This is a genomic window from Variovorax sp. FG153, assembly GCF_057809595.1.
Genome location: NZ_JBMDKG010000002.1, coordinates 389,009 through 412,352, shown reverse-complemented (window position 1 = coordinate 412,352; position 23,344 = coordinate 389,009). Strand labels below are relative to the sequence as shown.

General features: G+C 70.7%; 19 protein-coding genes. All 19 read left to right on the top strand.

Annotation, left to right across the window (positions count from 1 at the left end; all coding sequences use genetic code 11):
• Position 1 precedes the first annotated feature (1 nt).
• The 19 genes from ACODT0_RS05115 to ACODT0_RS05025 all read left to right on the top strand — a co-directional run bounded on the left by ACODT0_RS05115 (position 2) and on the right by ACODT0_RS05025 (position 23,283).
• Complete coding sequence (locus tag ACODT0_RS05115; RefSeq protein WP_489040764.1) at positions 2-1,495, top strand: indolepyruvate oxidoreductase subunit beta family protein; 1,494 nt, start codon at positions 2-4, stop codon at positions 1,493-1,495.
• A gap of 23 nt (positions 1,496-1,518) precedes the next feature.
• Positions 1,519-2,505: a PDR/VanB family oxidoreductase gene (locus tag ACODT0_RS05110; RefSeq protein ID WP_489040763.1), complete on the top strand. Its 987-nt coding sequence runs from the start codon at positions 1,519-1,521 to the stop codon at positions 2,503-2,505.
• Positions 2,506-2,522: 17 nt separating this feature from the next.
• Positions 2,523-3,839 (top strand): aromatic ring-hydroxylating dioxygenase subunit alpha, encoded by a 1,317-nt coding sequence (locus ACODT0_RS05105; RefSeq protein ID WP_057590628.1) that lies wholly within the window; start codon positions 2,523-2,525, stop codon positions 3,837-3,839.
• Positions 3,839-4,324, top strand: a complete 486-nt coding sequence (locus ACODT0_RS05100) for an aromatic-ring-hydroxylating dioxygenase subunit beta (RefSeq protein WP_489040762.1) — start codon at positions 3,839-3,841, stop codon at positions 4,322-4,324. Before ACODT0_RS05105 ends, ACODT0_RS05100 begins: the two co-directional genes overlap by 1 nt.
• Positions 4,325-4,337: 13 nt before the next feature.
• Entirely contained in the window at positions 4,338-5,966 is a 1,629-nt protein-coding gene (locus ACODT0_RS05095; RefSeq protein ID WP_489040761.1) for an AMP-binding protein, read from the top strand.
• Between the two features lie 201 nt (positions 5,967-6,167).
• Entirely contained in the window at positions 6,168-7,346 is a 1,179-nt protein-coding gene (locus tag ACODT0_RS05090; RefSeq protein WP_489040760.1) for a thiolase family protein, read from the top strand.
• On the top strand, positions 7,343-8,599 hold the full coding sequence (locus tag ACODT0_RS05085) for an SDR family NAD(P)-dependent oxidoreductase (RefSeq protein ID WP_489040759.1): 1,257 nt from the start codon (positions 7,343-7,345) through the stop codon (positions 8,597-8,599). The genes ACODT0_RS05090 and ACODT0_RS05085 overlap by 4 nt, the downstream gene beginning before the upstream one ends.
• Before the next feature lie 28 nt (positions 8,600-8,627).
• Positions 8,628-9,440: a cyclase family protein gene (locus ACODT0_RS05080; RefSeq protein ID WP_057590623.1), complete on the top strand. Its 813-nt coding sequence runs from the start codon at positions 8,628-8,630 to the stop codon at positions 9,438-9,440.
• Positions 9,437-10,168, top strand: coding sequence for an SDR family oxidoreductase (locus ACODT0_RS05075; RefSeq protein WP_209541227.1), 732 nt, complete (start codon positions 9,437-9,439; stop codon positions 10,166-10,168). The genes ACODT0_RS05080 and ACODT0_RS05075 overlap by 4 nt, the downstream gene beginning before the upstream one ends.
• Positions 10,169-10,220: 52 nt before the next feature.
• Entirely contained in the window at positions 10,221-11,387 is a 1,167-nt protein-coding gene (locus tag ACODT0_RS05070) for an ABC transporter substrate-binding protein (RefSeq protein WP_489040758.1), read from the top strand.
• Between the two features lie 23 nt (positions 11,388-11,410).
• A complete protein-coding gene (locus tag ACODT0_RS05065; protein ID WP_489040757.1) occupies positions 11,411-13,870 on the top strand; it encodes a penicillin acylase family protein in 2,460 nt (819 codons plus the stop codon).
• A gap of 73 nt (positions 13,871-13,943) precedes the next feature.
• Positions 13,944-15,041 (top strand): ABC transporter substrate-binding protein, encoded by a 1,098-nt coding sequence (locus ACODT0_RS05060; protein WP_489040783.1) that lies wholly within the window; start codon positions 13,944-13,946, stop codon positions 15,039-15,041.
• 22 nt (positions 15,042-15,063) lie between these two features.
• Entirely contained in the window at positions 15,064-16,395 is a 1,332-nt protein-coding gene (locus ACODT0_RS05055; RefSeq protein ID WP_296730520.1) for an aromatic ring-hydroxylating dioxygenase subunit alpha, read from the top strand.
• Positions 16,392-16,856 carry an aromatic-ring-hydroxylating dioxygenase subunit beta gene (locus ACODT0_RS05050; RefSeq protein WP_489040756.1) on the top strand — a complete coding sequence of 155 codons (465 nt, stop codon included), beginning with the start codon at positions 16,392-16,394 and terminating at the stop codon, positions 16,854-16,856. Before ACODT0_RS05055 ends, ACODT0_RS05050 begins: the two co-directional genes overlap by 4 nt.
• 47 nt (positions 16,857-16,903) lie before the next feature.
• Positions 16,904-18,064, top strand: coding sequence for an ABC transporter substrate-binding protein (locus ACODT0_RS05045; protein WP_057590617.1), 1,161 nt, complete (start codon positions 16,904-16,906; stop codon positions 18,062-18,064).
• Between the two features lie 75 nt (positions 18,065-18,139).
• Positions 18,140-19,195 carry a branched-chain amino acid ABC transporter permease gene (locus ACODT0_RS05040; protein ID WP_057590616.1) on the top strand — a complete coding sequence of 352 codons (1,056 nt, stop codon included), beginning with the start codon at positions 18,140-18,142 and terminating at the stop codon, positions 19,193-19,195.
• Positions 19,192-20,976, top strand: coding sequence for a branched-chain amino acid ABC transporter ATP-binding protein/permease (locus ACODT0_RS05035; RefSeq protein WP_479671907.1), 1,785 nt, complete (start codon positions 19,192-19,194; stop codon positions 20,974-20,976). The genes ACODT0_RS05040 and ACODT0_RS05035 overlap by 4 nt, the downstream gene beginning before the upstream one ends.
• Positions 20,973-21,713, top strand: a complete 741-nt coding sequence (locus ACODT0_RS05030; RefSeq protein ID WP_057590614.1) for an ABC transporter ATP-binding protein — start codon at positions 20,973-20,975, stop codon at positions 21,711-21,713. Before ACODT0_RS05035 ends, ACODT0_RS05030 begins: the two co-directional genes overlap by 4 nt.
• Positions 21,703-23,283 (top strand): ATP-dependent acyl-CoA ligase, encoded by a 1,581-nt coding sequence (locus tag ACODT0_RS05025; RefSeq protein ID WP_489040755.1) that lies wholly within the window; start codon positions 21,703-21,705, stop codon positions 23,281-23,283. The genes ACODT0_RS05030 and ACODT0_RS05025 overlap by 11 nt, the downstream gene beginning before the upstream one ends.
• The last annotated feature ends 61 nt before the right edge of the window (positions 23,284-23,344 follow it).

The window sequence follows — 23,344 nt, the reverse complement described above, 5'->3', positions numbered from 1 at the left end:
GATGAGCACCCCACAACCGATCAAGATCGCGATCCTCGCCATGGGCGGCGAGGGCGGCGGCGTGCTGGCCGACTGGATCGTCGACATGGGCGAGGCCAACGGCTGGTACGCCCAGACCACCTCCGTGCCCGGCGTGGCGCAGCGCACCGGCGCCACCATCTACTACGTGGAGCTGTTCCCCGAGGCCGCCGCGCGCGCCGACGGCGGCCAGCCGGTGCTGGCACTGATGCCGCTGCCGGGCGACGTCGACCTGGTGCTCGCCTCCGAGCTGATGGAAGCCGGCCGCGCGGTGCAGCGCGGGCTGGTCACGCCAGACCGCACCACGCTGATCGCCTCCACGCACCGCGTCTATTCGATCGCCGAGAAGAGCGCGATGGGCGACGGCCGCGTCGACAGCCGCGAACTGCTCGCGCATGCGGGGCGCGCCGCGCACCGCTTCATCCGCTTCGACATGGCGCAGGCCGCCGAAGACGCGGGCAGCGTGATCAGCGCCGTGCTGTTCGGCGCGCTCGCGGGTTCGGGCGTGCTGCCCTTCGGCCGCGCCCAGTTCGAGGCCACCATCGAGCGCGGCGGCGTCGGCGTGAAGCCCAGCCTGCGCGCCTTCGGTGCCGCTTTCGCCCGTGCCCAGGCCGAGGAGGGCGAAGCGCCCGCGCCGGCCCTGCCGCCGGCCGCGCCGCCGCAGCCGCGCCATCCCGCGGTGCGCGCGCTGGTCGAGCGCGTGCAGAAGGATTTCGCGCCGGCGCAGCAGGCGCTGCTGCTCGAAGGCGTGCGCCGCCTCATCGACTACCAGGACCCGGCCTATGCGGGTCTCTACCTCGACCGCGCCGCCGCGCTGCAGTCGCTCGGCAGCCCGGCGCTGCTCGAGGTCGCGGCGCGCCACCTGGCGCTGTGGATGTCCTATGAGGACACGGCGCGCGTGGCCTCGCTCAAGATCCGCGCGACCCGCTTCGACCGCGTGCGCGACGAGTCGCGCGTGCAGGCCGACCAGCTGCTCGCGATCCACGAGTACATGCATCCGCGGCTGCAGGAGATCTGCGAGACCCTGCCCGCGGGCCTGGGCCGCTGGTTGATGCGCACCGGCTGGGCGCGCGGCCTGGTCGAGCGCTTCACGCGCAAGGGCCGCGTGGTGCAGACCAGCTCGCTGCACGGCTACCTGCTGCTGTCCACCGTGGCCGGCATGGGCCGCTGGCGCCGTTCCACGCTGCGCTACGCGGACGAGAACCGGCGCATCGAGGCCTGGCTGGCCGAGATCGCCGCCACCGCCGCGCGCAACACCGAGCTCGCGATCGAGGTGGCGCAGTGCCAGCGGCTGGTCAAGGGCTACAGCGACACGCACGAGCGCGGCCTGCGCAACTACGAAACCGTGATGGCGGCCCTGCGCCGCGCCGGCGATGCGCTCGCGCCGGCCACCTTGCGCGAGCTGCGCAATGCCGCGCTGGCCGACGAGCACGGCCACCAGCTGCAGGCGGCGCTGGTGCGCCACGCGCTGGCCTGAACGACGAAGAAGAGACGACACCCATGGCCTCCGATCCCACGACCCTTCGCCTGCGCGTCGCCGAGGCGCGCGAACTCAATCCGCTGGTCCGGCTGTTCCGCCTGCGCGCCGACGATGGCGCCGCGCTGCCGGGCTTCGAGGCCGGCGCCCACATCCGCGTGCGCGTCGACCTCGGCAACGGCCAGTCGGACTGGCGCCACTATTCGCTGATCGACTTCGCGGCGGGCGGCCAGCCGGCACCGGCCGAGTACCTGATCGCGGTGCGCAAGGAGGCCGTGGGCCGCGGCGGCTCGCGCTTCATGCACGAGCGGCTGCGCGAGGGCGACACCATCGAGGCCGAGCCGCCGAAGAACGACTTTCCGCTGCACGCCGGCGCGGGCCGCGCGGTGCTGCTGGCCGGCGGCATCGGCATCACGCCGCTCGCGAGCATGGCCGCGCACCGCCGCGCGCAGGGTCTGCCGGTGGAACTGCACTACGCGGGCCGAAGCCGCGCGCTGATGGCCTTCCTGCCCGAGCTCGGCGAGCTGCTGGGCACCGACCTGCTGCTGCACGACGACGAGTCGAAGGGCGCGCCCTTCGACGTGGGCGTGCTGCTCGCGCGCTGCGACCCGGCCGACCAGCTCTATGTCTGCGGCCCCAAGCCCATGCTCGACGCCGTGCTGGCCCAGACCCAGGCGCGCGGCTGGAACAGCGACCGCGTGCACTTCGAACTCTTCACCGCGCCGGTGGTGGAGGAGGGCGACCATGCCTTCGAGGTCGAACTCGCCATGTCGGGCCAGCGCTTCACCGTGCCGGCCGACCAGAGCATCCTCGACTGCCTGATCGAGCATGGCTGCGACCCGATGTTCGACTGCAAGCGCGGCGAATGCGGCGTGTGCGCCGTGCCCGTGATCGACGGCGAGATCGACCACCGCGACTACGTGCTCACGGCACGCGAGAAGGCCGCGGGCAACGTGATCCAGATCTGCATCTCCCGCGCCAAGGGCCAGCGGCTGGTGCTCGACCTCTGAACCCAAGGAGTCCACGCATGACCAGCTACCGAGGCAATCCCGATGCGGTCCGCGCGTTGGTGCGGCCCGACCGCGTGCACCGCGACCTCTACATCAGCGAGGAGATCTTCGCGCTCGAGCAGGAGCACTTCTTCGCCAACACCTGGAACTACGTCGGCCACGAGAGCCAGTTGCCCAAGCCCGGCGACTACATCACCAACGAGATCGCGGGCCGCCCGCTGATCGTGGTGCGCCATGCCGACGGCAGCGTGCGCGTGCTGATGAACCGCTGCGCCCACAAGGGTTCGCGGCTGGTGAGCGCGCCCTGCGGCAACACCGGAAAGTTCTTCCGCTGCCCCTACCATGCCTGGACCTTCAAGACCGACGGCTCGCTGCTGTCGATCCCGCTGAAGAACGGCTACGAGGGCACGCAGCTGCACGACTGCGAGGCCTCGAAGGGCCTGGTGCCGGTGGCCGGCGTGCGCAGCTACCGCGGCTTCGTCTTCGTGAAGATCAACGACGTCGGGCCCTCGTTCGAGGAGTACTTCGGCGACTCGCTGAGCTCGATCGACAACATGGCCGACCGCTCGCCCGAGGGCGAGCTCGAGATCGCCGGCGGCTGCCTGCGCTTCACGCACCAGTGCAACTGGAAGATGTTCGTGGAGAACCTCAACGACACCATGCATCCGATGGTGGCGCACGAGTCCTCGGCCGGCACCGCCAAGACCATGTGGGCCGGCAAGCCCGCCGACGAGCCCAAGCCGATGGCGATCGAGCAGTTCGTGCCCTTCATGTCGGACTACAAGTTCTTCGAGGACATGGGCGTTCGCACCTACGACAACGGCCACAGCTTCACGGGCGTCAACTTCAGCATCCACAGCAAGTACAAGGCGATCCCCGCGTACGACGATGCGATGAAGGCCCGCTACGGCGAGGAGCGCACGGCGCAGATCCTCGGCATGGCGCGCCACAACACGGTCTACTACCCGAACCTCACGATCAAGGGCGCGATCCAGGCGATCCGCGTGGTCAAGCCGGTGTCGGCTGGCATGTCGATCGTCGAGAGCTGGACCTTCCGCCTCAAGGGCGCGCCGCCCGAGCTGCTGCAGCGCACCACCATGTACAGCCGGCTCATCAACTCGCCGTTCTCGGTGGTGGGCCACGACGACCTGCAGGCCTACCGCGGCATCCAGGCCGGCCTGCATGCCAGCGGCAACGAGTGGGTGAGCCTGCACCGCAATTTCGAGGACGGCGAGGCCGAGCGCAGCGGCGAGGCCACCACCGTCGGCACCAGCGAGCTGCCGATGCGAAACCAGTACCGCAGCTGGGCGCGCTACATGACGGAGACGATGTGATGAGCGCCACCGTCACGCGCCAGCAATTGGTCGACTTCGTGGTGCACGAATGCCGCCTGCTCGACGCCAAGCGCTACGAGGAGTGGAACGCGCTCTTCACCGACGACGCCTTCTACTGGGTGCCGCTGATTCCCGACCAGGAGGACGGCATCAACCACACCTCGCACATGTACGAGGACAAGCTGCTGCGCGAGCTGCGCATTGAGCGCCTGAAGAGCCCGCGCGCCTTCTCGCAGCAGCCGCCGAGCCGCTGCCACCACCTGCTGCAGGCGCCCACGGTCGAGGAGTTCGACGAGGCCGCGAACCGCTACGTGGTGCGCACGGAGTTCCACTACACCGAATGCCAGGGCGACGAGCTGCAGTTCTACGTCGGCACCTTCTTCCACCACCTGCTGTGGCAGGACGGCGCGCTGCGCATGACGCTCAAGCGCGTGAACCTGCTGAACTGCGACGCGGCATTGCCCGCGGTGCAGCTCTTCATCTGAACGGACGACCGCGATGACGCATCCCACCGTCCATGCCGCCTTCGCCGCCTCGGCGGCGCGCACGCCCGAGGCCGAGTTCCTGTGCGTCGAGCCGGTCACGGCCGCGAGCTATGGCATCGAGGCCGGCAGCATCCGCTGGCGCGAGGCCGCGGCCGAGGTCGACCGGCTGCGCGAGGCCTATGCGCGCGCGGGCTACGGCCATGGCCACCGCGTCGGGCTGCTGCTCGAGAACCGGCCGGCCTTCCTGTACCACTGGTTCGCGCTCAATGCGCTCGGCGTGAGTGTGGTGCCGATCAATGCCGAGATGCGCGCGGCCGAGCTGGCCTACCTGATCGGCCACAGCGGGATCGAGCTCGCGGTGAGCCTGCCGCAGCGCGCCGACGACCTGCGCGCGGCGGCGCAGCGCGAAGGCGCCACGCTCGACGTGATGCAGGCCTCGGACCTCGAAGTGCCGCCGGCCCGCGGCCCCGCACCGCGCGCGCACGAACCCGTCGGCCCGAACACCGAATGCGCGCTGCTCTACACCTCGGGCACCACCGGGCGTCCCAAGGGCTGCATGCTGGGCAACGAATACTTCATACGCGCGGGCGAGTGGTACGCAGGGCTCGACGGCGTGTGCGAGGTGCGGCGCGACCGCGAGCGGATCATCACGCCGCTGCCGCTCAACCACGTGAACGCGATGGCCTTCTCGACCATGGTGATCCTGGTGGCCGGCGGCTGCCTGATCCAGCTCGACCGCTTCCATCCGAAGAGCTGGCTGCACAGCGTGCGCGAGACCGGCGCGACCATCGTCCACTACCTCGGCGTGATGCCCGCGATGCTGCTGGCCGCGCCCGCGTCGCCCTCCGACCGCGAGCACGCGGTGCGCTGGGCCTTCGGTGCCGGCGTGGACCGGCGCAACCATGGCGTGTTCGAGGAGCGCTTCGGCTTCCCGCTGGTCGAGGCCTGGGCCATGACCGAGACCGGTGCCGCCGCCTGCGTGATGGCGAACCACGAGCCGCGCCACATCGGCACGAGCTGCTTCGGCCGGCCCGAGGACTTCGTCGAGCTGCGGCTGGTCGACGAGGCCGGCGCGGACGTGCCGGTGGGCATGCCGGGCGAACTGCTGGTGCGCAGCGCGGGCCCCGATCCGCGCCGCTATTTCTTCTCGGGCTATCTCAAGGACGAGGCAGCGACCCAGGAGGCCTGGGCCGATGGCTGGTTCCACACGGGCGACATGGTGCGCCGCGAATCCGACGGCAGCCTGTGCTTCGTCGACCGCAAGAAGAACGTGATCCGCCGCAGCGGCGAGAACATCTCGGCGGTGGAGGTCGAGAGCGTGCTGAACCAGCACCCGGCAGTGAAGAGTTCGGCCGTGGCCGCGACGCCCGATGCGGTGCGCGGCGACGAGGTGCTGGCCTGCATCGTGTTGCACGAAGCCGTGAGCGTGGAGGCCCGTTCCGCGATGGCGTTGAGCATCGTGGCGCATGCGCTCGACCAACTCGCCTACTACAAGGCGCCTGGCTATGTGGCGTTCGTCGATGCCTTGCCGCTCACGGCGTCTCAAAAGATCCAGCGCGGGGAGTTGCGTGTGCTGGCCCAGGGCTTGCCTGGGCAGGTGCATTGCATCGATACGCGCGGCCTCAAGAAAAGGCAGGGCTGAAATGCAACACCAACAGCCGGACGCAGAGGACGCGAAGGTTTCGCGAAGAGCGCGAAAGAGAATTTCCAAAAATTTCTTGCGTTCCTTTTGCGTCCTTCGCGGAACCTTCGCGTCCTCTGCGTCCGGAAGTCCGCTCCCGCATTCGGATGCATCCGCCATTTCATGCGCTGCGGGTGGCGCGCAGCGCGATGGATCGCTGAAATGAACGCATTCAACCGCCGCCAATCCTACGAAGGCGTAGCCGTAGCGGTCCCCGTCACGGTGCCCTACCAGCGTTACTCCACGCTCACCGCCCACTGGTTCCTCGGCCAGGCCATCGAGGCCCTCGTCAAGGACAGCGGCATCGAGAAGGACGCAATCGACGGCCTCTGCATCAGCAGCTTCTCGCTCGCCCCCGACACCGCGGTAGGCGTCACCCAGCACCTGGGCCTCTCGCCACGCTGGCTCGACCACGTACCCACCGGCGGCGCCTCGGGCGTGATGTGCCTGCGCCGTGCAGCGCGCGCGGTGCAGAGCGGCGATGCCGACGTCGTGGCCTGCGTGGCGGCCGACACCAACCATGTCGATTCCTTCCGCCAGACCCTCGGCAGCTTCAGCAACTTCGCGCGCGATGCCACCTATCCCTACGGATCGGGCGGACCCAATTCGATCTTCGCGATGATCACCGCGCACTACATGCGGCGCTTCGGTGCGAAGCGCGAGGACTTCGGCCGCATCGCGGTGGACCAGCGCACCAATGCGCTGCGCAATCCGAACGCCATGTTCAAGAAGCCGCTCACGCTCGACGAGTACATGGACGCGCGGCCCATCGCCGAGCCCCTGCACCTGTTCGACTGCGTCATGCCCTGCGCGGGCGCCGAGGCCTTCCTCGTGATGAGCGAGGAGCGTGCGCGCGACCTCGGCCTCGCCCACGTCGCGATCCGTGGCGCCATCGAACGCCACAACGCCTATTCGGAAGACCCGGTGATGGTGCAGGGCGGCTGGCGCCGTGACCGCGACGACCTCTATGCCCAGGCCGGCGCCACGCCCGCGCAGGTCGACTTCATCCAGACCTACGACGACTATCCCGTGATCGCCATGATGCAGTTCGAGGACCTGGGCTTCTGCGAGAAGGGCGAGGGCCCGGCCTTCGTGCGCTCGCACACCATGACCTGCGAAGGCAGCTTTCCCAACAACACCAGCGGCGGCCAGCTGTCCGCGGGCCAGGCCGGTGCCGCGGGCGGCTTCCTCGGCATGACCGAGACCATCCGCCAGCTCACCGACACCGCGGGCGCGCGCCGCGTGCCCGACGCCAAGCTGGGCCTCGTGGCCGGCTTCGGCATGGTCACCTACGACCGCTGCCTGTGCACCGGCGCCGTCCTCCTGGGGAGAAGCCAATGACCATGCCCCTCATGCGCCCCCCGCGCAAGAACCCCGTGCTGCGCACTCGGCAGATGAACCTGCCGCCCTGGCAGCGCGGCCGCATCGCGCTGGGCATCACCGCCGCCGCGGCCGAGGGCCGCTTCGAGCTGCAGACCTGCGAGGACTGCGGCACCGTGCAGTACCCGCCGCGCGCGGCCTGCCACAAGTGCCTGTCGCCGCACCTCGCCTGGCGCGAGCAGGACGGCGAGGGCGAACTGCTGAGCAGCACCACGCTGCATCACAGCAATGACCTGTTCTTCCGCGAGCGCCTGCCCTGGCGGCTGGGCCTGGTGCACCTCGATGCCGGCCCGACGCTGATGGTGCACCTGCACGGCGAGGTCGGCGAGGCGCCCTCGCGCGTCAAGGTGGGCGCGCGGCTCGACCGCGCGGGACAGGCGGTACTGATCGGATTCCCGAACCAAGGAAGTGCACACATGGCCGACGACAGGATGCTCAGAGAAATGACCAGCGACCCGAAGTTCCGCAAGGTGCTGGTGACCGACGGCAAGACCGAGGTCGGGCAGGCGATCGTGCGCGCCCTCGTCAAGGCCGGTGCCGACATCGTCTGGGTCGGCCATGCCGAGCCGTGGAAGAAGCTCGGCGACGGCCTCGAAGACATCGGCGCGCTGCCGCAGGTCACGCTGGTGCCGCTCGACCTCACCAACGGCCGGCAGGTGACCGAGCTCGCGGGCTCCATCGGCGGCAAGGTCGACATCGTCATCAACAACGCGGAGGTGCACCGCACCTTCGGCATCGCCTCGCGGCGCGGCACCGACGTGGCCAAGGCCGAGATGGACATCAACTACTTCGGCGCGCTGCGGCTGGCGCAGGAGTTCGGCCCCGCGCTCAAGGGCCGCTCGGCCGATGGTGCCACCGGTGCCACCGCCTGGGTCAACCTGCTGTCGATCTACGCGCTGAGCAACTACCCGGCGCACGGCACCTTCAGCGCCTCGAAGGCCGCGGCCTATTCGCTCGCCCAGTGCCTGCGCGCCGAGATGCGGCCGGCCGGCATCCGGGTCGTCAACGTGTTCCCGGGACCGATCGACGACGAGTGGAACCAGCACATGCCGCCGCCCAAGCTCGGCGCCCCGGCGCTCGCGAGCGCGATCGTGAAGGCGCTGCGCGACGGCGTGGAAGACGTCTACCCCGGCGACGTGGCGCAGGAGTGGCTCGAGCGCTGGCGCGACAACCCCAAGGTGCTGGAACGCGAACTCGCGGCCGGCGGCAGCTGAAGACAGACAGAGACAGGAGCGCTCCCCGATGACCCCCAGCAACCCCACGCTCACCCCGGCGCAGATCCTCGCGGGCCTGGCCGGCGCCCTGGCCGGCGGCGGCATCCGCGTGATCGACCTCACCCAGACCCTGACGCCCGAGTTCCCGCAGATCGCGCTGCCGCCCGAGATGGGACAGTGCTGGCCGTTCCGCATCGAGGAGGTCTCGAAGTACGACGAGCGCGGGCCCGGCTGGTACTGGAACAACTTCTCCTGCGGCGAACACACCGGCACCCACTTCGATGCGCCGATCCACTGGATCTCGGGCCGCGACCTGCCGAACAACTCGGTCGACACCATCCCCGTGCAGCACTTCGTGGCGCCAGCCTGCGTCATCGACTGCTCGCCGCAGGTCAAGGACGATCCCGACTACCTGCTCACGCCCGCGGACATCGAGGACTACGAGGCGAAGCACGGCCGCATTCCGGCCGGGGCCTGGGTGCTGATGCGCACCGACTGGTCGAAGCGCCACGACCCCGAGGCCTACCAGAACTTCGACGAGACCGGCCAGCACACGCCGGGCCCGAGCACCGAGGCCGTGCGCTTCCTGGTCGAGCAGCGCGACGTGCTGGGCTTCGGCTCCGAGGCCATCGGCACCGATGCCGGCCAGGGCTACCACCTGCGCCCGCCGTACCCCTGCCACTACTACATGCACGGCGCGGGCCGCTACGGCCTGCAGTGCCTGAGCAACCTCGACCTGCTGCCGCCCGCGGGCGCGATGCTGATCTGCCCGCCGCTGAAGATCGAGAAGGGCAGCGGCAGCCCGCTGCGCGTGCTCGCGCTGGTGGGAGCACCCGCATGAGCGAAGCACCGAAGACCGCCGTCGTCACCGGCGGCAGCGCCGGCATCGGCAAGGCCATCTGCCTCGACCTGCTCGAGCAGGGCTACGAGGTCGTCTCGCTCGCGCGCCGCAAGGCCGAGATCGACCATCCGAAGCTGCACAGCATCGAGGTCGACCTGGCCGATCGCGCGGCCACGGCCGAGGCCGCGAAGGAACTCGTGTCGCGCTTCGAGGTGACCACCGTGGTCCACAACGCCGGCGTGATCCGCGCCGCGCTGCTGCCCGAAGTCCAGCTGTCCGACCTCGACGCGCTGGTCGACCTGCACCTGGGCTGCGCGATCCAGCTCGTGCAGGCCGCGCTGCCCGCGATGCGCGCGCGCCGCTTCGGCCGCGTGGTGCTGCTCTCGTCGCGCGCCGCGCTGGGCCTGGCCACGCGCACCAGCTATTCGGCCACCAAGGCCGGCATGCTGGGCATGGCGCGCACCTGGGCGCTCGAGCTCGCGCCCGAGGGCATCACCGTCAACGTGGTCGCGCCCGGGCCGATCCGCACCGACATGTTCTACGACGTGGTCGAGGCCGGCAGCGAGAAGGAACGCGCGCTGGCCGCCAGCGTGCCGGTGCGCCGCCTCGGCGAATCGGCCGACGTGGCACGCGCCGTGCGCTTCTTCGCCGACCCCGCCAACAGCTTCGTCACCGGCCAGGTGCTCTACGTCTGCGGCGGCACCAGCGTCGGCAGCCTCGCGCTCTGAATCCCCACCACCGAGTTCCCGTCACCCACCCCCTCACTCCAGGAGAAGAAGCATGACAGTCATGACCCGAATCCGTGCCCTCGCGGGCCTCGCCGTGGCCGCGGGTGCGCTCGCGGTATCGAACGCCTGGGCGGCAGACCTCAAGGTCGGTTTCATCACCTCGCTGTCGGGGCCGGTGTCCTCGCTCGGCATTCCCTACGACAAGGGCATCAAGGCCGCGCAGGCCTACAAGTCCGAGGTCGGCGGGCGCAAGGTGCAGCTGATCGCGCTCGACGACGCCTCCGATCCCTCGACCGCCGCGCGCAACGCGCGCAAGCTGATCGAGGAGGACAAGGTCGACGTCATCATCGGCACCGCCGGCGCGCCGGGCTCGCTGGCCATCGCCGGCGTGGCGCGCGAGACCAAGACCCCGCTGATCTCCATCGCCAACGCCGACCTGCCGGGCGAGGAGGGCGCATGGATGGTGACGCTGCCGCAGCCCGCGCCGCTGATGATGGGCGCGATGGTCGAGAAGATGAAGCAGGCGGGCGTGAAGAGCGTGGCCTACATCGGCTACTCCGACGCCTGGGGCGACCTGGTCTACGACGCGCTCAGCAAGGCCGCGCCCGCGGCCGGCATCAAGGTGGTGAGCAACGAGCGCTATGCGCGCAGCGACTCCTCGGTCGCCGGCCAGGTGCTGAAGATCGTCGCGCTGCGCCCCGACGCCGTGATCACCGGCGCCTCGGGCACGCCCGGCGCACTGCCCTACCTCGCGCTGACCGAGCGCGGCTACAAGGGAAAGATCTACGGCATGCACTCGCTGATCAACCCCGACTTCATCCGCGTCGGCGGCCCGTCGGTCGATGGCCTGCTCGCGCCCACGGGCCCGGTGGTGGTGGCCGAGCAGTTGCCCGACACCAACCCGATGAAGAAGATCGCGCTCGATTTCCGTGCCGCTTTCCAGAAGGCCAACGGCGCGCCGCCGACCGACACCTTCTCGGCCTACAGCTTCGATGCCTGGCTGATCTACCTCGACGCCGCCCAGCGCGCGCTCGCCACCAAGGCCGAGCCCGGCACGCCGCAGTTCCGCCTCGCGCTGCGCGACGCCATCGTGAGCACCAAGGAGCTGGTGGGCACGCACTCGGTCTACAACTTCAAGCCCGACAACCGCTACGGCTCCGACGACCGCTCGCGCGTGGTGGTGCGGCTCGACAAGGGCCAGTGGAAGCTGGTGCCTTGAACGCCGAGCGGCCCGCCTCGCCGATGAACGCCATCGCATCGCACCGCCCGCGCGCCCGGACCGTGGCCGGCGCGCTGCTGGCCGCGGCCTGGCTGGCCGGCTGCGCCACGCAGGCGCCGCCGGCCGGCGAGGTCACGATCAAGCGCGACGGGCACGGCGTGCCGCACGTCTACGCCGGCACCACCTACGGCCTGTTCTACGGCTTCGGCTACGCGGTGGCCGAGGACCGGCTCTACCAGCTCGAGATGGCCAGGCGCTCGGGCAACGGCAGCGTGGCCGAGGTGCTCGGGCCGGACTACGTGGCGGTCGACACCGCCACGCGCTCGAACATCGACCCGGCGAGCATCCGGCGCCAGATCGATGCGCTGGGCACCGACGACCGCGCCCTGTTCGAGGGCTATGCGGCCGGCGTCAACGCGCGCATCCGCGAAGTGCTGGCCGACCGCGCGCGGCTGATGCCGCGTCAGTTCATCGACAACGGCTTCGTGCCCACGGCCTGGTCCGCCGACGACGTGGCGCTGGTCTGGATCGGGCTGATCCTCAACCGCTTCTTCGCCGGCACGGCCGAGGTCGCGAACCTCTCGCTGCTGCAGCAGCTCAAGGCGGCGCGCGGCGACGCGGCGGGCCTGCAGCTCTACGAGCAGCTGCGCTGGCTCGAGGATCCGACCGCGCCCACCATCGTGCCGCGCGGCGTGCCGTCCCCGCGCACGAGCGCGCGCGCCGAGCCCGGCGACGCGGCGCTCGCACCGCTGTCGCCCGTGGCGGCCGCCGACTTCCGCGCGACGCAGGTCGCGCGCCTGGGCCTCGCGGCGGCAGAGCAGATGCCGACCGCCAGCAATGCCTGGGTGCTCGGGCCCGGCCGCACCCGCGAGGGCGTGGCGGTGCTCTACAACGGGCCGCAGCAGGGCTTCAACAATCCGTCCTTCGTGCATGGCATCGGCCTGCACGGCGCGGGCTACGACCTGACCGGCCTCACGCCCGTGGGCCTGCTGCCGGTGCTGTTCGGCACCAACGGCACCATCGCCTGGGGCTCGACCGTGGGCTCGCTGGACACCAACGACAGCTACCAGGAAGAGCTCTCGCCCGCCGACCGCTACAGCTACCGCTACCAGGGCGCCTGGCGGCCGATGACGCGGCGGGTCGACGAGATCCGCGTCAAGGGCGAGGCACCGCGCCGCATCGAGGTCCTTTCGACCGTGCACGGCTTCGTGCAGAGCTGGGACCTGCCCAACCAGCGCGCCTACACCGTGCGCAGCAGCTGGCAGGGCCATGAGGTCGAGACCATGCTGGGCTGGGCCCAGGCGGCCCGTGCGCGCGACTGGCCGCAGTTCCTCGCGCAGGGCGCGCGGGTCAGCGCCTCCATCACCTGGTTCTATGCCGACGTGGCGGGCAACATCGGCGTCGCCGGCCTGGGCAGCCAGCCGCGCCGGCCGGCCACGCAGGACATCCGCTTTCCCGCGCGCGGCGACGGCAGCATGGAGTGGCAGGGCCTGCAGCCCTTCGAGGCCAATCCGCGCAGCTTCAACCCGGCGCAGGGCTATCTCGCGAGCTGGAACAACCAGATCGCCGCGGGCCTGCGCGCCGACGGCGCGAACTTCTCGCACGTCGACCGCGTGGCGGAGATCCATGCGCAGCTGCAGGGCGACGCGAGGCTCGACGCCGACCAGGTCTGGCGCGTGAACGAGAACGCCGCGCTGGCCGACCTCAACGCGCGCTACTTCGTGCCGAAGATCGTCGAGGCCGCGGCGCGGCTGCCGCAGAACGATCCGGTGCGCCGTGCCGCCGACCTGCTGGCGCGCTGGGACTTCAAGAACCGGGCCGCGCCCGGCGACGCGGTCTATGCCGACAACGCCACCACCGTGCTGCGCGCCTGGCTCGCCGCCATGGGCCGCCGGCTGCTGTCGCAGGACCTGCCGGCGCCGGTGCTCGCGAACTACGCCAACCTCGGCTATCCCACGCTCACGCCGCGCGGCTCGCCGGGCAGCGTGCAGCCGGCCGCGGTGTCCAAGCTGATCTGGAATGCGCTCGCGGGCCCGGCCTCGGGCGTGCCGCAGCGCATCGACTTCCTGCATGGGCAGGACCCGCAGGCGCTGGTGCGCGCGGCGCTGGCCGACGCGGTGGCCGAGCTGTCGGCCGCGCGGGGCCCGGACATGGCGCGCTGGACCACGCCCGTGGTGCGGCACCGCTTCTCCAGCATCAACGCGATCGGCGTGCCCTGGGCCGGTGCCGACGAGCAGCCCGAGACCAGCCCCTACATGAACCGCGGCACGCTGAGCTACCGCGTGGTGCTGCGCCCGGGCGCGGTCGGCATGTGCTCGGTGGCCGCGCCGGGCCAGAGCGGCTTCGTCGATCCGGCCGGCCGGCGCGACAGGCACTACGGCGACCAGCTCGCGCTGTTCCAGGACTTCGGCTGCAAGCCGGAGCGGCTCACTCCGGCGCAGCTCGACGCCGACCTCGAATCCACGCGCACGCTGCGCTACTGACCCGCCCCCAGAAAGGACCACCCCCGTGACCCATCTCTTCCCCCGCCTGGCCACCGCCGTGCTGGCCGCCTGCATGGTCGCCGGCGCCGCCGCCGCCGACCTCAAGGTCGGCGTCATCAGCTCGCTCTCGGGCCCGGTCTCGGCGCTCGGCATTCCCTACGAGAAGGGCATCCGCGCCGCGCTCGCACAGCAGCCGACCATTGCCGGCCACAAGGTCGAGCTGATCGTGCTCGACGACGCCTCCGATCCCACCACCGCCGGGCGCAACGCGCGCAAGCTGGTGACCGAGGACAAGGTCGACGTGCTGATCGGCACCTCGGGCGTGCCCGGCGCGATGGCGATCGCGGCGGTGGCGCGCGAGCTCGGCACGCCGCTGATCTCGCCCACGCCGGTGTCGCTGCCGGGGCCGGAGAACGTGTGGACCGTTTCGGTCTCGCAGCCCTTCGAGCTGATGGTGGCGGCGGTGGTCAAGCGCATGCAGCAGGCCGGCGTGAAGTCGGTGGCCTTCATCGGTTTCTCCGACGCGCTCGGCGACCTCGCCTACGACTCGCTGATGAAGAGCGCGGCCGCCGCGGGCATCAAGGTGGTGGCGAACGAGCGCTATGCGCGCAGCGACTCCTCGGTGGCCGGGCAGGTGCTCAAGATCGTGGCCGCCAAGCCCGACGCGGTGTTCGCGGGCAACTCGGGCACGCCCGGCGCGCTGCCCTACCTGGCGCTGGCCGAGCGCGGCTACAAGGGCCAGATCTATGGCACGCACGGGCTGATCAACGCCGACTTCGTGCGCGTGGGCGGCAAGTCGATCGAGGGCCTGCAGGTGCCCAGCGGCCCGGTGCTGGTGGCCGAGCAGCTCGATGCGGCGAACCCGATCCGCAAGGTGTCGATGGACTTCCGCGCGGCCTACCAGAAGGCGCACGGCGCGGCGCCGGTCGATGCCTTCTCCTCGTACACCTACGACGCCTATCTGCTGCTGGCCAGCGCCGCGGCGCGCGCCAAGGGCGAGCCGGGCACGCCGGCCTACCGCACGTCGCTGCGCGATGCGATCAACAGCACCAGGGAGCTGGTCGGCACGCACGGCATCTACAACTTCAAGCCCGACAACCGCTACGGCTCGGACGAGCGCGCGGTGGTGATCGTGCGCATGGAAAAGGGCCAGTGGAAGCTGGTGCCCTGAGCGCCCGCATCCGAAGCACCCCATGAGCCGCTACCGCGAACATCCCGAGGCGATCCGCGCGCTGGTCGAGGACCGGCGCGTGCACCGCGACGTCTACCTGAGCGAGGAGCTGTTCGCGCTCGAGCAGGAGCGCTTCTTCGCGCGCACCTGGCTGTTCGCGGGCCATGCGAGCGAGGTGCCCAAGGCCGGCGACTACCGCACGCTCGAGCTCGCGGGCCGGCCGCTGGTGATGGTGCGGCAGGCCGATGGCGCGCTTCGGGTGTTCTACAACCGCTGCGCCCACAAGGGCAGCCAGCTGGTGAGCGACGAGCGCGGCAACGCCGGCAAGTTCTTTCGCTGCCCCTACCACGCCTGGACCTACAAGCTCGACGGCGCGCCGCTCGCGCTGCCGCTGAAGTCGGGCTACGAGAACACCGGCCTGGCGCAATGCGAGTCGGGGCGCGGCCTGTCGCCCGTGGCGGGCCTCGCGGTCTACCGCGACTTCGTGTTCGTGCGCCTGTCGCCGCAGGGCCCGAGCTTCGAGGACTATTTCGGCGGCGTGCTGCACGCCATCGACAACATGGTCGACCGCTCGCCCGAGGGCCGGCTCACGGTGGCCGGCGGCGTGTTGCGCAACATCGTCCACTGCAACTGGAAGATGTACCTCGAGAACATCAACGACACGGTGCATCCGATGTCGACGCACGAATCGGCCACTGCCGCTGCCGAGGGCCTGTGGGCCGGCATCACGGCGGCCGAGCCCGAGGCGGCCAAGCCGATGGCGATGGAGCAGATCCTGCCCTTCGGCGCGGGCTACGACTTCTTCGACCGCATGGGCGGTCGCGTCTATCCCAACGGCCACAGCGTGCTGGGCATCCACTTCAGCATCCACTCGAACTACGCGCAGCTGCCGGGCTACGAGGCCGCGATGCGCGCCGCGCACGGCGAGGAGCGCGCGACCGAGATCCTGCAGCGCTCGCCGCAGAACTCGGTGCTGTTCCCCAGCCTCTCGGTCAAGGGCTCGCCGCAGGCGATCCGCGTGATCCGCCCGCTCGCGGCCGACCGCACGCTGATCGAGGCCTGGAGCTTCCGCGCCGAGGGCGCGCCCGAGCTGCTGCTGGAGCGCTCGATGAACTACAACCGGCTCGTGTTCTCGCCGATGTCGGTGGTGGCGCACGACGACGTGCACCTGTTCGAGAGCATGCAGAAGGGCCTGCGCGGCGAGGGCAACGAATGGGTGAGCCTGCACCGCGACTTCGATCCGGCCGAGCTGGCGCAGGGAACGGCCGAGACCAACGGCACCAACGAGCTGCTGATGCGCAACCAGTTCCGCGCCTGGGCGAAGTTCATGGGCGAGCAGGGGGAGGGTGCATGAACGACGCCATCGACCTGGTGGTGCGGGAGGCCGCGCTGCTCGACGCGCGCCGCTTCGACGACTGGCTCGCGCTGTACGACGCCGAATGCCTCTACTGGGTGCCGCTGCTCGGCGCGGCGCAGGCCGATCCGCGCAGCCACAACGCCATCGCCTGCGAGGACCGGCTGCTGCTGCAACTGCGCGTCGACCGGCTGAAGAACCCGCGCGCGCATTCGCAGCATCCCGCGAGCCATTGCCAGCATGTGCTGCAGCGCTCGGTGCCGGAGGCCGGCGAAGACGGCGAGGCCGTGCTGCGCACTCCGTTCATCTACATCGAGGCGCGGGGCGAATCGCAGGTGCTGCTGACCGGCAGCTACCGCCATCGGCTGGTGCGCATCGAAGACGGCTGGCGCATCCGCGAGAAGCGCGTCGACCTGCTCAACCCGGGCCAGGCATTTCCGGCCATCCAGCTTTTCATCTAGTTCCCTTCCTCGTTCCACTCCCCACCCTTTCCTCCAGGAGCTTCGACATGACCCGCTTGATGCAGTCCCTTCGCCACGCCGCCGTGCTCGCGCTGGCCGCCGGCCTCGGCGCCGCCGCCTTCGCGGCCGACCTCAAGGTCGGCCTGAGCGTGTCGCTGTCGGGCCCGAACTCCTCGCTGGGCGTGCCCTATGCCAAGGGCATGCAGGCCGCGCTGGCCTACAAGGGCGAGATCAACGGCCGCAAGGTGCAGCTGATCGTGCTCGACGACGGCTCCGACCCGACCACCGCGGGCCGCAATGCGCGCAAGCTGGTGGACGAGGAGAAGGTCGACGTGCTGATGGGTACCTCGGGCGTGCCGGCCGCGATCGCAATGGCGCAGGTCGGGCGCGATGCCAAGGTGCCGATGATCGGGCTCACGCCGATTCTGCTCGACCCGGCCGAGAACGGCTGGGTGATGACGGTGGCGCAGCCGACGCAGCTGATGATCGATGCGGTGGTCGAGCGCATGAAGAAGGACGGCGTGAAGTCGGTCGGCTACATCGGCTTCTCCGACGCCTGGGGCGACCTGGTCTACAACGCGCTGATGAAGGCCGCGCCGGCCGCCGGCATCCAAGTGCTGGGCAACGAGCGCTATGCGCGCGCCGACGCTTCGGTCACGGGCCAGGTGCTGAAGCTGCTCGCGATGAAGCCCGAGGCCGTGATGACCGGCGGCGCCGGCACGCCGGGCGCGCTGCCCTTTCTCGCGCTGCAGGAGCGCGGCTTCAAGGGCAAGGTCTACGGCCAGCACGGGCTGATCAACCCCGACTTCGTGCGCGTGGTCGGTGCTGCCGGCCAGGACGCGCTGATGCCCACCGGCCCGATCATCGTCGCCGAGCAGCTGCCGGCCGACCATCCCACGCGCAAGATCGGCCTCGAGTTCCGCAGCATCTTCCAGAAGGTCAACAACGCGCCCACCAGCGACGCCTTCTCGGCCTATTCCTTCGACGGCTACCTGGTGTTCGCCGATGCGGCGGCGCGCGCGCTCACGAAGGCCGAGGCCGGCACGCCCGAGTTCCGGGTCGCGCTGCGCGACGCGATCTTCAGCACCAGGGAAGTCGTGGGCACGCACGGCGTCTACAACTTCAAGCCCGGCGATCTCTACGGCGTGGACCAGCGCGCGCGCGTGATCGTGAAGCTCGACAAGGGCCAGTGGAAGCTGGCGCCTTGAGCGCGGCGTCCTCCATCCTCCATCCACCCAAAGCAAGCGAGAAGCGAGAGCGATGACGAAGCGAAGGACTGTGCAATGACCTGGGACGTGGCCCTCATCCTGGGCATCGACGGGCTGGCCAACGGGGCCATCTACCTGCTGGCCGGTCTCGGCCTGGTGTTGATCTTCTCGGTGACCCGGGTGGTCTTCGTGCCCTTCGGCGACATCGCGGCCTTCGCCGCGCTGACGCTGGCGGCCTTCGAGACCGGCAAGCTGCCGCCGACCATCGGCCTGGTGGCCGTGCTCGCGGCGCTGGCCGTGCTGACCGAGGTCGGCAGCCTGGTGCGGCGCGGCGAGGCGCGGCGCATTCCGAAGGCCGTGCTGGCCTGGGGCGTGCTGCCGCTGGTGCCCTGCGCCATCGCCTGGGCCGCGGCGAGCGCCGGCGTGCCCGCGCCGGTGCAGCTCGCGGTGTCGGTGCTGCTGGTGGTGCCGGTGGCGCCGCTGCTGGCGCGCGTGGTGTTCCAGCCGATCGCCGATGCCTCGGTGCTGGTGCTGCTGATCGTCTCGCTCGCGCTGCACTTCCTGCTGTCGGGCCTGGGCCTGCTGTTCTTCGGGCCGGAAGGCTCGCGCACCAGCCCGCTGGCCTCGGGCACGCTCACGCTGGGCGACGGCTTCACCGTCAGCGGCCAGGTGATCCTGATGGTGGGCTCGGCGATCGTGCTCAGCGGCCTGTTCTTCCTGGTGTTCGAACGCACCGTGATGGGCAAGGCGCTGCGCGCCACGGCCGTCAACCGCGTCGGCGCACGGCTGGTCGGCATCCGGCCCGCGCGCACCGCGCTCTTGGCCTACGGCTGCGCCTCGCTGCTGGCGGGGCTGATCGGCGTGCTGATCGCGCCCGTGACCACCATGTACTACGACTCGGGCTTCATCATCGGCCTGAAGGCCTTCGTGGCCGCCATCATCGGCGGGCTCGTGAGCTACCCCATGACCGCCATCGGCGCGCTGGCCGTCGGCGTGGTCGAGAGCTTCGCCTCGTTCTGGAGCGGCGCGCTCAAGGACGTGATCGTCTTCAGCCTGCTGATCCCCGTGCTGATGCTGCGCTCGTTCATGGCGCGGCACGTGGAAGAGGAAGAAGAGGAGGTGGACCAATGAGCCGCCGCCCGATGATCCTCTGCGCCGTGGTGATCGCCGCGCTGGCCGTGGTGCCGGCGCTGTTCGGCAGCTTCACCGTCTCGCTGCTCAACGACATCGGCATCGGCGCACTGGTCGCGCTCGGGCTGGTGCTGCTCACGGGCGTGGGCGGCGCCACCTCCTTCGGGCAGGCGGCCTTCGTCGGCATCGCGGCCTACGCCACGGCCTGGCTCAGCACCACGCAGGGCTACTCGCCGTGGATCGGCCTGCTGTTCGCGCTGCTGCTGACCGGCCTCTCGGCGCTGGCCATCGGGCTGCTCACGCTGCGCCTGGGCGGGCACTTCCTGCCGCTGTCGACCATCGCCTGGGGGCTGTCGATCGCGATGCTGTTCGGCAACGTCGACGCGCTGGGCCGCCACACCGGCTTGTCGAACATACCGCCGCTGTTCATCGGCGGCTGGTCGCTGGCCGATCCGCGCGCCATGTACTACCTGATCTGGGCGATCGTCGGGCTGGCCTTCCTGTTCAGCCACAACCTGCTGCGCTCGCGCCCCGGCCGCGCGATCCGCAGCCTGCGCGGCGGCGCGACCCTGCTGGCGAGCGTGGGCGCCGATGCCTACCGCGTGCGGCTGTCGCTGTTCGTGACGGCGGCGCTGTTCGCCGGGCTCGCGGGCTGGCTCTATGCGCACATGAACCGCTTCGTGAGCCCCTCGCCCTTCGACGTGCGCGCGAGCATCGAGTACCTGCTGATGGCGGTGGCCGGCGGGCTCGGCAGCCTGGTCGGCGCGCTGGTGGGCGCGGGCCTGGTGCTGGTGCTCAAGAACGGGCTGCAGGACGTGCTGCCGCTGATCACCCAGCGCGCCGGCCAGCTCGAGGCGGTGGCCTTCGCGGTGCTGTTCATCGCGCTGCTGCACTTCGCGCGCGGCGGGCTGATGGGCTTCGTGCGGCGGCTGCGCGCGCGCAAGGGCCCGGGGGCGGTACGCCCATCCGCGGCGCCGCTGGCGGCCGTCGAGCCGCTGCCGCATCGCGCGCTGCCGGCGCGCGGCACGCCGATCCTCTCGGTGCAGGGCGCGGTCAAGCGCTTCGGCGGGCTGGTGGCGGTCAACGACGTGAGCTTCGACGTGGCGGCCGGCGAGATCGTGGGCCTGATCGGACCCAACGGCGCCGGCAAGTCGACCATGTTCAACCTGCTGACCTGCACCCTGCCGATGAGTTCGGGCAGCGTGCGTTTCCTGGGCCAGGACATCGCCGGCATGCCGCAGCGCGAGGTGGCGCGGCTCGGGCTGGCGCGCACCTTCCAGCACGTGAAGCTGCGCCCGCAGATGAGCCTGCTGGACAACGTGGCGCTGGGCGCGCACTCGCGCACGCGCTCGGGCGTGCTGCGCGCTGGGCTGCGGCTCGATCGCGCCGAGGAGAGGCAGATCCTGCAGGAGGCGCAGCGCCAGCTCGAACGCATCGGCCTGGGCGATCGCGCGCACGAGCTCGCGGGCAGCCTGCCGCTGGGCACGCAGCGCATCCTCGAGATCGCGCGTGCGCTCGCGGCCGACCCGGTGCTGCTGGTGCTCGACGAGCCCGCGGCCGGCCTGCGTCGCAAGGAGAAGATGGCCCTGGGCGAGCTGCTGCGCAAGCTGCGCGACGAGGGCGTGACCATTCTGATCGTCGAACACGACATGGACTTCGTGATGAAACTCGTGGACCGCCTGGTGGTGATGAACTTCGGCGCCAAGCTGGTGGAGGGCGCGCCGGCCGCGGTGCGTGCCGACGAGCGGGTGCAGGCGGCGTATCTCGGGAGCGTGGCATGAGCACGACGACCCCGATGCTGGAGATCGGCGACCTGCATGTGTCCTATGGCCAGGTCGACGCGGTGCGTGGCGTGTCGCTCGCGATGCAACCGGGCCAGATCGTCTCGGTGATCGGCCCCAACGGCGCCGGCAAGACCACGCTGCTCGCGGCCGCGATGGGCCTGCTGCCCTCAAAGGGCGTGCTGCGCTTCGAGGGCGAGGACCTGCACGGCCTGGACGTGGAGGCGCGCGTGGAGCGCGGCCTGTGCCTGGTGCCCGAGAAGCGCGAGCTGTTCGGCGAGCTCTCGGTGCTCGACAACCTGCAGCTCGGCGCCTTCTCGCGCCGGCTGCGCGGCAGTGTGCTCAAGAGCCGGCTGCAGGGCGTGTACGACCGCTTCCCGCGGCTGGCCGAGCGCCGCGCGCAGCGCGCCGACACGCTCTCGGGCGGCGAGCGTCAGATGCTGGCCGTGGGGCGCGCGCTGATGTCCTCGCCACGCCTCCTGATGCTCGACGAGCCCAGCCTGGGGCTGGCGCCGCTGATCGTGCGCGACATCCTCGCGATCGTGCGCAAGCTGCGCGAGGACGGTGTGTCGATCCTGCTGGTGGAGCAGAACGCGCGCGCGGCGCTCGAATCCTCCGACCACGGCTACGTGCTGGAAACGGGCGAGATCGCGCTCGATGGCGCCTCGCAGGACCTGGCCTGCGATCCGCGCGTGCAGGCCACTTACCTCGGCGGGGGCACGCACGATGAGGACTGAGCCGGACCCGCTGCCGCCCGCGCGACGCACCTTGCCGGCGATGCTCGAGCGGCAGGCGGCGCTGTTCGGCGACAAGCCGCTGCTGTCGATCGCCGGTCGGCAATGGGTGCATGCCGATGCGCGCGCGGCCGCCGCATCGCGCGCCGGCGCGCTGGCCGCGGCGGGCGTGGAACGTGGCGATCGCGTGGCGCTGATGAGCGGCAACCGGCTCGAGGTGCTCGAGACGCTGGGCGGCTGCGGCTGGCTGGGTGCAGCGATGGTGCCGATCAACACCGCCTCGATGGCGCCGCAGATCGAGTACTTCCTGGCCGACAGCGCGGCGCGGCTGCTGGTGATCGAGAGCGCCTTCCTCGACCGGCTGGCCGGCGTCGACCTCGCGCGCATCGCGCTGCGCACGGTGTGGGTGATCGGCGAGGGCGAGATCGCGCTCGAGGGCGTGGAGGTCAAGGCCTGGCCGGCCGATGGCGAGGCGATCGCCGCGGCCGAGGTGCAGCCGGGCGACACGCTCGCGATCCTCTACACCTCGGGCACCACCGGCCCGGCCAAGGGCGTGACCTGCCCGCATGCGCAGTACTACTGGTGGGGCGTGAACAGCGCGGCCGTGCTCGGCGTGGGCGCCGACGACGTGCTGTGCACCACCTTGCCGCTGTTCCACATCAATGCGCTCAACACCTTCGCGCAGGCCGCGATCACCGGCTGCCGCGTGGTGTTCGAGGCGCGCTTCTCGGCCTCGGGCTTCTGGGAGGCGATGCGCGCGCACGAGGCCACGGTGGTCTACCTGCTGGGCGCGATGGTGCCGATCTTGCTGGCGCAGCCCGAGGGACCGGGCGAGCGCGCGCACCGGGTGCGCGTGGGCCTGGGCCCGGGCGTGCCGGCGCATGCGATGCAGAGCTTCCTGGCGCGCACGGGCGTGCGCCTGCTCGAGGGCTACGGCTCGACCGAGACCAACTTCGTCATCAGCACCGCGCCCGATTCGCCGCGCGGCGGCGTGATGGGCTGGGTGCGCCCGGGCTTCGAGGCGCGCGTGGCCGACGCGCACGACGTGGAACTGCCCGACGGCGAGGCCGGCGAGCTGCTGCTGCGCGCGAGCGAGCCCCATGCCTTCGCCAGCGGCTACTTCAACATGCCGGCCAAGACCGTCGAGGCCTGGCGCAACCTGTGGTTCCACACCGGCGACCGCGTGGTGCGCGAGGCCGACGGCGCCTTCCGCTTCGTCGACCGGCTCAAGGACGCGATCCGCCGGCGCGGCGAGAACATCTCCTCCTTCGAGGTCGAGCAGATGCTGCTGAGCCATCCGGGCGTGGCGGCGGTAGCGGTCTACCCGGTGCGCTCGGAGCTGGCCGAGGACGAGGTGATGGCGGCGCTGATCGCGCGCCCCGGCACGGCGGTGGAACCCGCCGAGCTCGCGGCCTTCTGCGAGGCGCGGCTGCCGTACTTCGCGGTGCCGCGCTACATCGACATCCTCGAGGACCTGCCGCGCACCGAGAACGGCAAGGTCCAGAAGTACAAGCTGCGCGAGCGCGGCGTGACGTCCGGCACCTGGGACCGGCAGCCGGCGCGGCGTACCTAGGCCTGTGGCCGATGTCCAGGGCCGCAAAACGCTAGAATGGTTTAGGACTAAATATTATTGC